Raw genomic sequence first — 15,353 nt, 5'->3', positions numbered from 1 at the left:
CCGAGTGGATCACGAGCCGTCGCTCCGTTCCTCGGCCGCGGGCCCCGGACGGGGCATCCGCCGCAACGCCGGCCGGCGCGAACGTTTCGTGCCCTTGATCCGGGCGGCCAGCGCCGCCGGCGTCGGTGCCTCGAACACCGCGCCCACCTCGACGTCGATGCTCAGCACGGTCCTGATCCGGCTCGTCAGTCGGGTGGCCAGGAGCGAATGACCGCCGAAGTCGAAGAAGGAGTCGTCCGGTCCGACCCGCTCCAGTCGCAGTACGTCCGCGAACAGCGCACACAGGGCCTCCTCTTCCGGCGTAGCCGGTGCCCGGGTCGAGGCGAACTGCGCGAAGTCCGGGGCGGGCAGCGCCCGGCGATGGACCTTGCCGCTCACGGTCAGCGGCAGGTCGGCCAGGATCAGCACCGCGGTGGGCACCAGGAAGTCCGGCACCGACTCGGCCACGAAGCGGCGCAGCACGACCGGGTCCGGACGGGTGTCCGCGGCCGGCACGACGTAGGCGACCAGCCGCTTCTCTCCCGCCCGGTCCTCGCGCACGACGACCGCGACCCGGTCGACGTCCGGGTGCCGGGCGAGCACCACCTCCACCTCTCCGGGTTCGATCCGAAACCCGCGCACCTTGACCTGATCGTCGACGCGGCCCACATAGTCCAACCGGCCGTCGCCGGACCAGCGCACCAGGTCGCCGGTGCGGTACATGCGCTCGCCGGGGCCGTCGAAGGGGTTCGGCACGAACCGGTCGGCGGTCAGGCCGGGGCGATTCCAGTACCCGCGGGCCAGGGCCGCGCCGGCGATGTACAACTCACCGGTCACCCCCGGCGGAACCGGCCGCAGGGTCCGATCCAGCACGTACATCCGGGCGTTCCAGATCGGCGTGCCCAACGGCGCGGTCGAGGACTGCCAGTGCGTCAGGTCCGCCGGCAGCGAGAAGGCGGTCACCAGATGCGTCTCGGTGGGGCCGTAGAGATTGTGCAGCCGCACCTTCGGCCGCGCGGACAGGAACTCCCGGACCCCGGGGGTCAGTCGCAGTACCTCGCCGCCCTGTCCGATGTCGCGCAGTGCCGGCAGCGCCAACCCCTGGGCCAGGGCCGCCTCGCACACCGCCTCCACCATCACGTTCGGCGCGCAGAACTGCTCCACCTCGTGCTTGTCCAGCCATCTGGTGAACGCCGCCGGGTCGCGCCGGACCTCGTCGTCGGGGACGACCAGGTGCCTGCCGGAGGTGAGGGTCTCGATGATCTCCCAGGCGGAGACGTCGAAGCTGATCGCCGCGAACTGCGCCACCGGGCCGCCGATGCCCGTCCGCTCCCGCCGGACCCACCGGGCGTGCGCCTGCACCAGGTTCACCATCGCACCCGTACCCATGGTGACGCCCTTGGGCCTGCCGGTCGAGCCGGACGTGTGGATCACATACGCCGGGTGCAGCGCCGACAACGGCCCGGTCCGTTCGTCGTCGCGCAGGTCGTCGGCCGACTCGGCGGCCGCCGCGGCGCCGGTCCGCGGCTCGTCCAGGAGCAGGCGCGGGACGCCGCGCGGCAGTTCCGCACTCGTGCGCACGGTGGTCAGCAGCAGGGCCGGCCGGACGTCGTCGAGGAGGAAGGCGATCCGCTCGGCCGGATATTGCGGGTCCAGCGGCAGGTACGCCGCGCCCGCCTTGAGCACCGCCCACACCGCCGCCACCAGGTCGAGCGAGCGCGGCACGGCCAGAGCGACCACGGATTCGGGCCCCACCCCGGCGGCCACCAGCAGCCTCGCCAGCCGGTTCACCCGGGCGTTGAACTCGCGGTACGTCATGCTGCCGTCGGGCGCGGTGACCGCCGTGCGCTCGGGGTCCTGCTCGACCCGGGACTCGAACAGGGCCGGCAGCGTGGTCTCGACGACCGGGTGATCCGTGTCGTTCCACTCCCGCACCACCCGCTCGCGCTCGCCGGGCGCCCACAGTTCGAACGCGCCGATCCGGCGGGTGGGCTCGCTCACCACCTGTGCGAGCAGGCGCCGCAGCCGGTCCGCGATGGACGACGCCGTGCTCCGGTCGAACAGGTCGGTGCCGAAGAGCAGGGCGCCGCTCAGTCCGGTGGGGCCCTGCGACCCGGCGGAGTCGTCGTCGAACTCCACCACCAGGTCGAACGGGGACATGCCGGTCCACACCGACTCGGGGTGCACCTCGATGCCGGGCAGCACCAGTTCGCCCGAGCGAGTGTTGCGCAGCACGAGCGCCACCTGGAACAGGGGATGCCGGGCCAGGGAACGCTCCACCGCCAGGTCGCCGACCAGCAGTTCGAAGGGGACGTCCTGGTGGGCGTAGGCGTCCAGGCAGGTTTCCCGCACCCGGGCGAGCAACTCGGTGAAGGTCGGATCTCCCGACAGGTCCGTACGCACCACGAGGGTGTTGGTGAAGAACCCCACCAGTTCCTCCAGCGCGTCGTCCAGACGTCCGGCCACCGGCGCACCGATGGGGACGTCGTCGCCGGCGCCGAGCCTGGACAGCAGCACGGCCAGCACGGCCTGGAGCACCATGAACGTGCTCGCGTCGTGTGCCCGGGCCAGGTTCACCAGCCCCAGGTGCACGTGCGCCGGGATCTCCAGCGGAACCGAGTCGCCCGTGTAGGAGGGCAGGGCGGGCCTGGGCCGGTCCGACGGGAGGCTGATCTCCTGTGGCAGCTCGGCCAGGGCCTGCCGCCAGTAGGCCAGTTGTCGGGCGTGGACACTGTCCGGATCCGCCGCCGAGCCGAGCCGGTCCCGCTGCCACAGGGTGTAGTCGGCGTACTGGACCGGGAGCGGCGCCCAGCCGGGGTCCCGTCCGGCGGCGCGCTCGGTGTATGCCCGGCCCAGATCGGCCAACAGCGGACGCAACGACCAGGCGTCGCCGGCGATGTGGTGCATCACCAGCAACAGGACGTGTTCCGTGGGCGACAGGGCGACCAATCGCGCGCGCAGCGGGATCTCCGACTCCAGGTCGAACGCCTGCCGGGTGGCCCGGGCCAGGTCCTGTGCCAGGTCGGCCGGGTCGATCGGCACCACGGGCAGGTCGAGGTCGACCGAGTCGGCGGAGAGCACGTGCTGATACGGATGGCCGTCGTCGGCCGGGAACACGGTGCGCAGCACCTCGTGCCGGCCCACCAGGTCGCGCAGCGCGGCGCGCAGGGCGGCGACGTCCAGGGCACCGAGCAGACGCAGCCCCATGCCCTCGTTGTACGTGGCGATCGGCCCCTGGAATTGTCTAAGGAACCACAGTCGGGACTGGGCGAACGACAGCGGGATCCGGTCGGGCCGCACCGCCGGGACCAGTGCGGGCCGGGCCGGGCCGGCCGTGTCGAGCCGGGCGGCCAGTGCCGCGACGGTCGGTGCCTCGTACACGGTCCGAATACCCGTTTCCCGGCCCAGCACGGTCCGGATCCGGGTGAGCAGGCGCGTCGCCGACAGGGAGTGGCCGCCCAGCGCGAAGAAGCTGTCGTCGACGCCGATCGAGGTCAGGCCCAGCACCTCGGCGAAGATCGCGCACAGCGCCTTCTCCGCGGGCGTGCCGGGCTCGCGTCCGCCGCTCGGGGCTTGGCGAGAAGGTGCGGGCAGGGCGCGCTCGTCCACCTTCCCCGCGGTGGTCAACGGCAGCGCGTCCAGCACGACGAAGGCGGCCGGCACCATGTAGTCGGGCAGGAAGCCGGCCACCTGCGCACGGATCGCGGCGATGTCCGGCCGCGCTCCCGCCGCGGGCACCAGGTAGCCGACCAGGCGCTTGTCGGTGCCGGGGTCCTCGCGCACCACGGCGATGGCGGCGGCGACGCCGGCGCACCGGGCCAGGGCGGCCTGCACCTCGCCCGGCTCGATCCGGAAGCCGCGGATCTTGACCTGGCGGTCCGCCCGCCCGACGAAGTCCAGATCGCCGTCCGACGTCCAGCGCACCAGGTCCCCGGTACGGTACATCCGCGATCCGGGCGCACCGAAGGGGTTCGGGACGAAGCGCTCGGCGGTGAGGCCGGGGCGCCGCAGATAGCCCCGGGCCAGACCGGGTCCGGCGACGTAGAGTTCGCCGACGGCGCCCGGGGGCAGCAGGTGCAGACCGGCGTCCAGCACGTACGCCGTGGCGTGGGCGACCGGTGGGCCGATCGGCGGCGATCGTCCGTCGGAGGGCGCGACACACAGTTTCTGCGCGGCGTCGACGGTGGTCTCGGTGGGTCCGTATCCGTTCCAGAACTCTCGTCCGTCCGCGGCCCACTGGTCCACGAGCGTTGCGGGCACGCGCTCGCCACCGGCGGACACCGTGCGCAGCGCGGGCAGTTCGTCGGGTCGCAGCAGATGCATCAGGGCCGGGGACAGATGCGCGACGGTGACCCGGTGGGCGGCCATCAGCCGTTGCAGGGCTTCGGCGTCGAGCCGTTGCTCGTCGTCGGCCAGTACGATCTGCGCCCCGGCGGCCAGGGAGACCCACAGTTCGAGCATGGAACCGTCGAAGGTGAAGGCGTACGCCGCCAGGACACGGTCCTGCTCGCCCACGCCGTACGCCTGGACGGCGTGCGCCACGTACCGGGCGATCGACCGGTGTTCGATCACCACCCCCTTGGGGCGTCCGGTCGACCCCGAGGTGTAGATCACGTACGCCGGATGCGCCGGGAGGAGGTCGGGCGAGGGTGCGTCGCGTGACTCGGCGAGGGGCGTCCGGTCGGCGGCGCCGGTGACCTCGTCCACCACCAGACACCGTGGCCCGGTCCAGCCGGGTGGAAGTCCCCGCGCCAGGTCCGCCGTCGTCACCACCAGAGCCGGTCGCGCGTCGTCGAGCATGTACGCGATGCGCTCCGGCGGGTACCCGGGATCGATCGGCACGTAGGCGCCTCCGGCGGTGAGCGTGGCCAGGAAGGCCACCACGCCCGCCGGGGAGCGGGGCAGCAGTACGGCCACGAACCGCTCGGGTCCGACGCTTCGCTCGGTGAGCACGCGGGCCAGCCGCCCTGCCCGGGCCCGGAGTTCGGCATACGTCAAGGAGGTGTCCCCGTACACCAGCGCGGTCCGCTCCGGGGTGCGCAGGGCCTGCTCGGCGAGCAACTCGGACAGGGTACGCGGGGGGAGCGGTGCGGACGACGGGTTCCACCGGGTCAGGAGCAGCCGCCGAACGGCGGCCGGCAGTACGTCGATTCGGCCCACCAAGGTGTTGCCCGGCGTGTCGACGATGCGGTCGAGCGCTTCGTCGAGCAGGCGCGCGCAGCCGGCATGCGTGCGCTCGTCGAACCGGTCGGGGTCGGCGTCGACGGCCAGTTGCAGGCTGCCGTCGCGCGAGATGTCCCACAGGTTCAGGGAGATCTCCTCGAAGGGCCCGGTGGCGAGGTTGTGGGCGACGAAGGGCCGGCCGGCGAGAGTGACTCGGTAGTCGAACGGCATGACGTTCAGGGAGACCGCCCAGGGCACCTCCCCCGGGGCGAGGCCGAGGTCGTGGCGGATGTCCTCGTAGCGGTATCGCTGGTGGCGCATCGCCTCCAGGACCTGGACAACGCTTCGGTCGACCAGGTCCGCCACGGTCGTCTCGGGATGCACCGACAGGCGGATGGGGACCACGTTGGCCACGACTCCGGGAATGGTTTGCTCGATGCCGGGGCCGCGGCCGGGTACGGCGAAGCCGATGACCACGTCCGTCTCGCCCGTGGCCCGGGCGGCGAAGAGCGCGGTGGCCGCGACCGCGAGGCCGGCCAGGTTGGTTCCGAAGCCGCGGCAGGCGGAACGGAGTCGGTCGGCCGCCGCGGGGTCCAGGTTCCTCGTCTCGCGCCGGCGCGCGCGGGCCGGTCCTTGCACCGCCCCGCCGGCCAGGGACACCGGGCGGGGCCGGTCCGCCAGCAGGTCGAGCCAGTACCGCCGATCCTCGTCGAACGCGGGGGAGGCGCGGTACGCCGCATCGGCGTCGACGAGGGCCTGCACGGATTCGAAGGGTTCGCCGTCGGCCGAGCCGCCTTCGAACAGGGCGGTGTAGAGCTCGGCGACGCGGGCGACCACCAGGGGAAAGCCGAATCCGTCGTTCACGATGTGGTGGCAGCCCTGGTACCAGTGGAAACGCCGATCGTGCAGCTTGAAGAGCGCGAACGTGACGAGCGGCCCGCGTTCGAGGTCGCGCGGGCGGGCCAGATCGGCGCTCATCCACTCCAGCGCGGACCGGTGCGGGTCCCGGTCCGCGCTCACGTCGACGACGTGCAGGCGATGTTCGAGGTCCGGGTCGACCTCTTGGCGGAGCCCGTCCTCGTCCTCGAAGAATCTCAGCCGCAGGGTCTGTGCCTCGGACACGGTCTGCCGCAATGCCTCCTCGAACAGGCCGATGTCGAGGAAGCCGTCGATGTCGAGATACTCGCCCTCGTTGAGGATCGGGCTCTCGGGGTCGAATCGATGGGCGTACCACAGGCCCCGCTGCCCTGCCATGAGCTCGATACGTCCGGCGCTGCGGTCCGACATCTCACACTCCAGATCGAGACGACGCTTGGCGAGGTGCTCCCTGCGGTGGGTCAGCCGGGGTAATCGAGATAGGAGTCGAGTCCGCCGCTGCGTCGCACGTCGAGGGTGGCGCAGTGGAAGGAGCCACCGAAACTGTTGAAGTTGCGGAAGCTGCACGGAATGGGGGTGAAGCCCCACTCCTTCATCGCGGAGATCATCGGCTCGTCGCCGCGTTCGACCACGACGCGGTTCTCGTCCAGCATCAGGACGTTCATGTTGATCCACTTGCTGGTCAGGTAGAGCGGGTGACTGTCGGGAATCACCGGCCGGGGGGCGCGCAGCACGTCCCAGCCGTTGAAGATCGCGGGTACCTTCGACACTCGCTCGGGGTGCACGAGCAGCTTCCCGGGAGCCAGCGGGGCCAGCGTGGCGTCGATGTGCATGGGGTGCGTGTCGTCGAACTCGAGGACGTGGATGCGGTATCGATCACCGAGATGGCGGCGCAGCCAGTCGATGCCGAACTCGTTCGTGACGTTGCTCTTCTGCGCGACGATGTCGCGCCCGAGCCGCAGGAAGTCGGCCGCGTCGAAGGTCGGCTCGAACTCGGTCACGATCAGCCGGGTCGGCATCCCCTCGGCTGGCTCGGTCCATGTCAAGTCGTATTGTTCGTCGGTGAGTTCGGGCTTGGGTCCGGCGCTCCACCGGGCTCCGGTCCGGAAGTACTCCTTCAGGAGCGGCCGGTAGGCGAGGGTTTCGTAGTACCGGGAGCGCCAGGCCATCGGGCACTCGATGACGTCCTCGCCCACCACCAGGAGGCAGTCCCGCGGCATGGCCGCGTACAGGCCGGTGCTGGTCCACTCGCGCGTGGCGTAGGGCGTGCGCTGCGCGACCGGCTCGGGGCGTCGGACCCGCACCCCCTCGGCTTCGAGGATGTGCACGAACTCGTCGAGTTCCCTGCGGGCAGCGGCGATCAGCTCCGCGGGAAACGGTTGCCCGCCGCAACGGCGGAAGGTCTCGTGCTGGTGCGCCGGAATGACCGGTTCCAATGACGCGTGCCACGGGGGAAACGTGGCGTCGTCAACTATCCCGACAATCACTTCTTCGAGTGGATCCCACTCGGTATATGACGAGACGGAAGAATTTCCCGATAAGGGTATGTCTGCTGACGAATCGGACAATGTGAACTCCAGTCACTCTGCCGCATTCCGGTCCGACGGTCGCGCCAAGCCCTATCCAGGGAGGCCGCGAGGCAGGCGGGGTGACATCGATTCAAGCCGCCATCCCGGCGTGCCGAGTGGTCGGCGGCCCTGGTCGTCCAGGTGGGTCATGGTGAACCTGCCGTCGGTGCGGTCGCCCTGTCAACATGGCGTGGATGTGACGCACGTCACTTGCGTTATCCGATTGTGATCATGGATATTAAATGTCGCCTGTCGTAAATTTTTGTTTCTCACCATTTTGCGTGAGAGGGGTGGATGTGACGCCGGGGGACAGCGAAAGAGCGATAATCCACATATACAATTCTGCGGTGGCGGCCTCGGCCATCGGTGCCGCCTGGGAACTCGGTATGTTTGACGAGTTACACACGCAGGGAATGCTCGACGTGCAGATTTTCGCGACCGAACGGGGACTCGACACCGCTTCCGTTCTCGGCCTCTTTCGGGCACTGTCGGCGGTCGGGATCGTCGAACGCGAAGAGTTCAAGATATTACCGGGCGTCCACTTCTCCGAGGCATACCGAAACAAATCGTTCTTTCACTGGCTCACCAGGGGGAGTGCCGATCTGTTCCGGCGGGCGCCCGAGGTCGTGCGCACCGAGAACCGGGTGGGAAATTTCTGCCCGCGCGACAGCGCCGCCATCGCCTTCGCGTGCCGGGAGATCAGCAAGTTCTGCTACGACCCCTGGTTCTGGCAGACGGTGCAGGGACTGGACTTCGACTTTCACGTCGTCGCCGACCTGGGCTGCGGCAGCGGCGAGCGGCTCATGCAACTCCTCGGCCGCCATCCGGGTACCCGGGCCGTGGGCATCGACATCGCCCAGCCGGCCGTACGGATGGCAACCGCCGCAGCGGCCGCGGCCGGCCTCGCCGACCGGATGACGTTCGTGCAGGCCGACGTGCTGACGATGGCCCCGGTTCCGGCGTTCGAAGAGGTCGAACTCCTGACCTGTTTCATGATGGGGCACGACTTCTGGCCCCGGCAAAGGTGCATCGAAAACCTTCGGCGGCTGCGCACCCTGTTCCCGCGGGCGCGCAGATTCCTGCTGGGTGACGCCACCCGCAGCGAGGGAGTCGCCGACCGTGACCTGCCGATCTTCGCGCTGGGATTCGAGGTCGCGCACGACATGATGGGCACCTTCATTCCGACCGTGCGCGACTGGGAATCCGTTTTCGAGGAAGGCGGTTGGCGGCTCAGGAGTAAAAATTCGATCGACATCGCCGTCGGCGAGGTCATCTTCGAACTCGAAAGGCTCTGAGCCACGCAGGATGTCGGAACCGGCCGACGCAGGCCGCCGGCCACCGGAGAGGATTCGTATGCCCGATCTCGAATCGGTGCCCGTTCTGCACCACATCGCGGTGCAGACGGACAACCTCGACAACTCGATTTCATGGTACGAGGACTTCTTCGGCGGCCGGCTGACCTGGGCGACGGACATATTCTCGGACCTGACCGTTTCCCGCCTGCCCGGCGTCGTGCGGATGGCCGAACTGGCCGTCGGGGCCGCGCACTTCCATCTCTTCGAACGCGGCACCCCCGCCGAGGGCCGAGCCGCGCCGGACGCACCTCGTTTCCAACACGTGTGCCTGAGCGTCGAAACGCCCGCCGAACTGCGTACCTGGCGCAGCCGTTGGTTGGAACTCTCCCGTTCGCACCGCTACGCGTTCATCGACCCGGAGCAACCCACCGAGATCGTGACCGACGCGCAGGGCACCCAAAGTTTCTACTGTCTCGACGTGAACGGCCTGGAATTCGAGTTCACCTGCATCGGGGGAGCAGTGGGGGAAAACGCATGAGGCGCCCGTCGGCCGTCGCCGCACTCTCCCTGCCCGGCACCAGCGGCTGGGACTTCGGCGACTACCCCTACGGCCTGGAACCGCTGACGATGCCCGCGCCGAACAGCGCCGCGCCCGACGGCGGCAGTCGCGACGAAGCCGACCTCGACGACGCGTGCCTGGGCTTTCTGGCCCGGGCCAAGGAGGGCTTCGGGATCACCCCGCCCGTCGACGACAGCCGCCTGGGGCAACTGTTCTGGTTTCGCTGGATCATCGGCCATCACGTCTCCTTCGTGATCTGGCGCCTGCTGGCGGACGAACTGTCGCGACTGTCCTCGAACCCGAAGGACCGCGAGGCCGCCTCGGTCGCCGTGACGGAATACGTGCGGGCGTACTGCGGGATGCTGCTGTACACGGGCTCGTGCAACAGCGCCATCTACAACGCGGACATCCGACCGAGCATGCATCGGCTGCACAGCACCTTCAGCGGTACCTGGGCGCCGGACTACCCGCCGGTACGAAGCCTGTTCCGAGGCCGGAAACTGCCGCCCGTGGTCGACTCCGAGCGGGAACGGCTGGTCCGACAGGTCGAGTTGAGCCACCGCATCCACCTGGGGGTCGCGGCCAAGCTGGTGGAAGGCGGCAGGTCGCTGCTCCAGCAGTCGGTCGCGCAACGCGACGCCAACCAGCCCCGCATGTGGGAAGGGATCTTCGACTGCTACTTCCTGACCCTGCGGGCGCCGACCACGCGGCAGGAGATCCTGGTGCAATTGCTGCGGCGCAACAAGGCCATCGTGATGGACCTCGCCACGAACGGCCTGTACCCGGGGTCGCCGGAGAGCCGGGACGAGACATTGGCGGAGATGCGACACCCCGACATCGTGGAGTGCGAGGACGATCTGACCCCCTCGCTCTTTCGCGTCGCCGGTCTGGCCGCCGGCTTCTCCGCGGCCCGGGTGGCCAAGGAGATGACCGCCTCGTGAGCGCCATGCGGCACGGGGTGATCCTGCTGCCCGAGCAGCGCTGGTCGCACGCGCGGCGACTGTGGACGCGCGCCGAGGAACTCGGCTTCGACCACGCGTGGACCTACGACCACCTGATGTGGCGATGGTTGCGCGAAAAGCCCTGGTTCGGCGCCGTCCCCACGCTGGCGGCCGCGGCCGAGGCCACCTCCCGGATCGGACTCGGGACGATGGTCGCCGGCGCGTCCTACCGGCACCCGGTGACCTTCGCCAAGGAATTGATGACCCTCGACGACATCTCGGACGGCCGGCTGATCTGCGGACTCGGCGCCGGCGCCGGAGGCCACGACGACCGGGTGCTGGGCCACACACCGCCGTCCCCGGCCGAACGCCACGACCGTTTCGCGGAGTTCGTCGAAATGACCGACCTGCTGCTGCGCCGACGGGTGACCGACCACCGGGGTGCCTGGTTCGAAGCCCACGGCGCCTTCATGGTGCCGGGCTGCGTCCAGCGCCCGCGCCTGCCCCTGGCCATCGCCGCGACCGGCCCCAGAGGTATCCGGCTGGCGGCTCGCCACGCCGACATCTGGGTGACGGCCGGCGACCCCGGCTGGGGTGAACCGAGCGGCTACGCACCGGCGATCGCGAAGCTTCGCGCACAGGCGCACGCCCTCGACGCGGCGTGCGCGGACATCGGCCGCGACCCCTCGACGGTGCGCCGCCTGGTCGTCACCGGCGCGATGATCACCGGCGTGATCGATTCGGTGGACGCCTACGAGGACGCCTGCGGCCTGTTCGCGGACATCGGCTTCACCGACCTGGTCGTCCATTGGCCCCGAGCCGACTTCCCCTACCAGGGCAGTCCCGAGGTCGTGGAGCGGATCGCCGGCAAGCTCTTCACGTCGACGGGCACACGATGATCGGCTACGAGCTCGTCAACATGTTCACCGACCGTCCCTTCACGGGCAGCGCCCTGGCCGTGGTCCCCGACGCGACGGGACTGTCGTCCGCCGTGATGCAGTGCGTCGCGGCGGAACTCGGCGCCGCGGAAACCGCCTTCGTCCTCCCCGCGACCTCGCCCCACGCGTCGTACCGGGTGCGCGTCTTCGGTCCGGACGCCGAATCACCGCACGGCGCGCATTCCGGCGTGGGGACCGCCGCCACGCTGGCCCGGTTGGGCCGCGTTCCCACCGGCCGGCTGGTGCAGGAATGTGGCACCGGACGCCAGGTGCTCGCGGCGCGGGCCGACCGCGCCACCCTGCACGCGAGCGGGCCGGTGCGCGGCGAGCCGCTGGATCGGCAACCACTGCTCGACGCGGTGGGGCTGACCGAGGCAGACCTCGCCGATACGGACGGCGACGGCGGGCCGCGACTGGCGGGCTTCGGCGGGGGCTTCGCGGTGCTCCCGGTCCGCGCCGGCGCGATCGCCCGGGCCCGACCCGACTACGCGCACATGCGTGACGTCGCTCTGCCGGCTCTGTGCCTGTTCACCTGGGACCCGGCCGATCGCCTCGCCCGGGCCCGGCTGTTCGCCCCCGGCTTCGGCATCCCCGAGGACCCCGCCTGCGGACCGGTGGCCATGGCCCTGGGCGGGTGGCTGATCGTCGCCGGCCGACTGCCCGCCACGAACGGCGAGCACGGATACACGGTCCGCCAGGGAGCCGAGGCGGGCCGCCCCGCACTGCTCGAGTGCACCGTGACGGTCGAGAACGGCCTCGTGGTGCGAGGCAGCGTGACCGGCCGGGTGACACCGGTCGCCTCCGGACACCTCGCGGACCCCGTCGAATCCCCTTGACCGACCCCCCGGAAGGACGTCTCGTGCTGCATCGTCCGGAACTGCACGGCACCGCGTGCGCGGTCTCCTCCACGCACTGGCTCGCTTCGGCGGCGGGCGTGGCGATGTTCGATCGCGGCGGGAACGCGTTCGACGCCGCCACCGCCGCGGCCCTGGTCATCCAGGTGGTGGAGCCGCATCTCAACGGCCCCGGCGGAGACGTCCCGATCATGGTCTACGACGCGGCGACCGGGTCCACCCAGGTCGTCTGCGGACAGGGCCCGATGCCGCGGCAGGCGACGCCCGAGGCGTTTCGCCGGCGCGGGCTGGCGGTGATACCCGGCTCCGGCCTGCTGGCGGCCACCGTGCCCGGGGCCTTCGGCGCCTGGATGCGCCTGCTGCGCGACTTCGGCCGGCTGACGGTACAGGACGTGCTGGAGCCCGCGATCGGCTACGCCGAGGACGGATATCCGCTGCTGCCCAAAACCGCCGCGATGATCGAGGTGATGGCGCCGCTCTTCCGCGACGAGTGGACCGAGTCCGGCCGTACCTATCTGCACCACGGCGCGGCTCCCGCGCCCGGTGCCCGGATGCGCAATCCGGCGCTGGCCCGGACGTATCGCCGTATCCTCGCCGAGGCCACGGCCGGCGGACGAACGCGCGAGGCACAGGCGGACGCCGCGATCTCGGCCTTCTACGAGGGATTCGTCGCCGAGGCCGTCGACCGGTTCATGGCGACCGAGGAGCCGATCGACTCCACCGGCCGGCACAACGGCGGCTTGCTCACCGGCGACGACCTGGCCGGCTGGCGAGTACCCGTCGAGGCCACCGTGACCCTCGACTACCGCGGTCACAGCGTGCACAAGGCGGGTCCCTGGTCCCAAGGCCCGGTCTTCCTCCAGCAACTGGCCCTGCTGGAGGGCTTCGACATCAACGCGATGGGCTTCGGGAGCGCGGACCACGTGCACACCGTGATCGAGTCCGCCAAGTTGGCCTTCGCGGACCGGGAGGCGTGGTACGGCGACCCGGAGCACGCCGACGTGCCGCTGGCCGGCCTCCTCGACCCCGCCTACGCGGCGGCCCGCCGGACCCTGATCGGAGCCGAGGCGTCCGATGTCCTGCGCCCCGGCTCCCCCGACGGTCGAAAGCCGTGGATTCCCCCGGTACTGGACGTGTCCGCCTCCTCCGGCGACCCGGACTGGCTGCGGCAGTTGGCCGACGGCATCCCGACCGTCCTGCAGCGGACGGCGGCGAAGGGCGACACGTGCTGCGTGAGTGCGACCGATCGCGACGGCAACATGGTGGTCGCCACCCCCAGCGGCGGGTGGCTCAAGAGCTCGCCGGTGGTCCCCGGTCTCGGATTTGCGCTGGGCACCCGAGGCCAGATGGCCTGGTTGGACGAGGAACACAACAACTCCGTCGCTCCCGGCAAACGGCCGCGTACGACGCTCAGTCCGACCTTGGCGCTCCGGGACGGCGCGCCCTACCTGGCCTTCGGTACGCCCGGGGGCGACCAACAGGACCAGTGGACCCTGAACTTCTTCGTCAACCACGTCGACTTCGGCATGAGCCCCCAGCAGGCGGTGGAAGCGGCGACCTTCCACACCGATCACGTACCGAGCTCGTTCACGCCCCGCCAGGCGCGGCCACTGGCCGCGGTCTTGGAGCAGGACGGGTTCGATCCGGCCGTCCTGACCGAGCTTCGCCGGCGCTGCCACGAGGTGCAGACGGTCGCGCCGATGACCTTGGGCAAGGTGTGTGCCACGGGCCCGGACTCGCACGGCGGCGTGCTGGCGGCGGCGAGTCCGCGTGGGCAACAGGCGTACGCGGTCGTTCGGTGACCGTGGACGGGCGCGGTGGGAGCCGCGCCCGGCCCTGCGGAAAGCGGTGCCCGGTCACCGGGGGAGCGTCGGATCGTCGACCGGATCCGGATCCGGATCCGGGTCCGGATCGGCTGTGCCGTCGAGTCCGGCGGGTCGGCTTCGCACCGCCTCGAGACTGGCCAACCCGGGGACCACGACGAGGGACGTGAGCAGGACGACACCGCCGAGAACGACGGGGGTGCGCACGGAGAACGCGGAACCGAGCCAGCCGCCGAGTCCGGCGCCGACCAGGATCCCCAGACGGCTCAGCAACAGGTAACAGCTGTTGACCCGACCGAGAAGCCGACGCGGTACGACCCGTTGCCTGAGGGAGACCACCTGCACGTTCCAGGTCACCACACCGAAACTGGCCACGGCATACAGGACGGCCGCCAAGGCCACGGAGGAGCCGATCCCCAGACCCAGCAGTGAGGCTCCCATCAGGAAGAAGGACAGACCGATTCTGGACGTCAGGCCGAGGCGGTCGCGCAGCCGGCCCGAGGTGACGCCGGCCAACGCTCCGCCGACGGCACCCGAGGCCAACACCATGCCGTACGCCACGGGCGATGCCCCCAGGGTCTTCGTCAACAGCAGCACCAGCATGGTGACCGCCAGATAGAAAGCCATCGACGCCACCGCTGCCACGATGGCCAGCAGCCGGATCCCGCGGTGCCTCCAGGTCCAGCGAACGCCCTCGCGGATGTCCGCCGCCACCGGGCGACGAGGTGACGGCGTGCTCGCGCTCGACCGACCCAACGCGGCCACCAGGGCGGCGGCCAGGACGAAGGAGACGCCGTCCACGGCGAACGGGTACCCCGCGCCGACAACGAACAGGGCGGAGCCCAGCAGCGGGCCGGCGAAGTGTCCGCCGACGATGAGACCGCCCTCCAGACGACCGTTGGCGGCCTCGAGTTGCTCGGGCCGCACCACATCCGGCAGGGTGGACGTGGACGCGTTGACGAAGACCGTCTCGCCGCACCCGAGCACGAAGGCCAGCAGGGCCGGCACCACCAACGGCGGGCTCGCGACCAGCACCCACGCGGCGAAGCCCAGGACCACCACGGCGCGCACCAGGTCGACCTGCCACATCAGGCGCCGCCGGTCGAACCGGTCGGCCAGGACACCCCCCACCAAGGACATCACCAGCCAGGGCAGCGTTCCGGCCACCGTCACCAACGCCACGGCGCTCGGTGACGACGACACCGTGGCGGCCAACAAGGGCAGGGCCGCGTCCCGCATGCCGTCACCCACGGCGGAGACCGACGAGGCCGACCACAGCAGCGTGAACTTCCTGCCCAGCCTCGACGCCGGAAGCCCCTGCGATGCCGCCGATTTCGCCGTAGTCACCGCCCCAGTC

9 protein-coding genes are annotated in these 15,353 nt (G+C 70.6%); 6 read left to right on the top strand and 3 right to left on the bottom strand.

Annotation, left to right across the window (positions count from 1 at the left end; genetic code table 11):
* Window positions 1–9: 9 nt before the first annotated feature.
* Entirely contained in the window at window positions 10–6,429 is a 6,420-nt protein-coding gene (locus ACFXKZ_RS34295) for an amino acid adenylation domain-containing protein (protein WP_380005763.1), read from the bottom strand.
* Between the two features lie 50 nt (window positions 6,430–6,479).
* Window positions 6,480–7,454 (bottom strand): amidinotransferase, encoded by a 975-nt coding sequence (locus ACFXKZ_RS34290; protein ID WP_380005761.1) that lies wholly within the window; start codon window positions 7,452–7,454, stop codon window positions 6,480–6,482.
* Between the two features lie 479 nt (window positions 7,455–7,933).
* Here ACFXKZ_RS34290 and ACFXKZ_RS34285 point away from each other — a divergent pair, with 479 nt between their 5' ends.
* Genes ACFXKZ_RS34285 through ACFXKZ_RS34260 form a run of 6 tightly spaced genes read left to right on the top strand, consistent with a single transcriptional unit; the run spans window position 7,934 to window position 13,975 of the window.
* On the top strand, window positions 7,934–8,881 hold the full coding sequence (locus ACFXKZ_RS34285; RefSeq protein WP_380005759.1) for a class I SAM-dependent methyltransferase: 948 nt from the start codon (window positions 7,934–7,936) through the stop codon (window positions 8,879–8,881).
* Window positions 8,882–8,939: 58 nt separating this feature from the next.
* A complete protein-coding gene (locus ACFXKZ_RS34280) occupies window positions 8,940–9,419 on the top strand; it encodes a VOC family protein (protein WP_380005757.1) in 480 nt (159 codons plus the stop codon).
* Window positions 9,416–10,381 (top strand): hypothetical protein, encoded by a 966-nt coding sequence (locus ACFXKZ_RS34275; RefSeq protein WP_380005755.1) that lies wholly within the window; start codon window positions 9,416–9,418, stop codon window positions 10,379–10,381. The genes ACFXKZ_RS34280 and ACFXKZ_RS34275 overlap by 4 nt, the downstream gene beginning before the upstream one ends.
* Before the next feature lie 5 nt (window positions 10,382–10,386).
* On the top strand, window positions 10,387–11,280 hold the full coding sequence (locus ACFXKZ_RS34270; protein WP_380006097.1) for an LLM class flavin-dependent oxidoreductase: 894 nt from the start codon (window positions 10,387–10,389) through the stop codon (window positions 11,278–11,280).
* Window positions 11,277–12,155: a PhzF family phenazine biosynthesis protein gene (locus tag ACFXKZ_RS34265; protein ID WP_380005753.1), complete on the top strand. Its 879-nt coding sequence runs from the start codon at window positions 11,277–11,279 to the stop codon at window positions 12,153–12,155. The genes ACFXKZ_RS34270 and ACFXKZ_RS34265 overlap by 4 nt, the downstream gene beginning before the upstream one ends.
* Window positions 12,156–12,178: 23 nt before the next feature.
* A complete protein-coding gene (locus ACFXKZ_RS34260) occupies window positions 12,179–13,975 on the top strand; it encodes a gamma-glutamyltransferase family protein (protein WP_380005751.1) in 1,797 nt (598 codons plus the stop codon).
* A gap of 54 nt (window positions 13,976–14,029) precedes the next feature.
* Here ACFXKZ_RS34260 and ACFXKZ_RS34255 read toward each other — a convergent pair whose 3' ends face one another.
* Window positions 14,030–15,343 (bottom strand): MFS transporter, encoded by a 1,314-nt coding sequence (locus ACFXKZ_RS34255; protein ID WP_380005749.1) that lies wholly within the window; start codon window positions 15,341–15,343, stop codon window positions 14,030–14,032.
* Window positions 15,344–15,353 lie beyond the last annotated feature (10 nt).

Origin of the sequence: Embleya sp. NPDC059237, assembly GCF_042754105.1 — a bacterium.
GTDB lineage: Bacteria > Actinomycetota > Actinomycetes > Streptomycetales > Streptomycetaceae > Embleya.
This window is presented reverse-complemented; position numbering and strand designations above follow the sequence as displayed.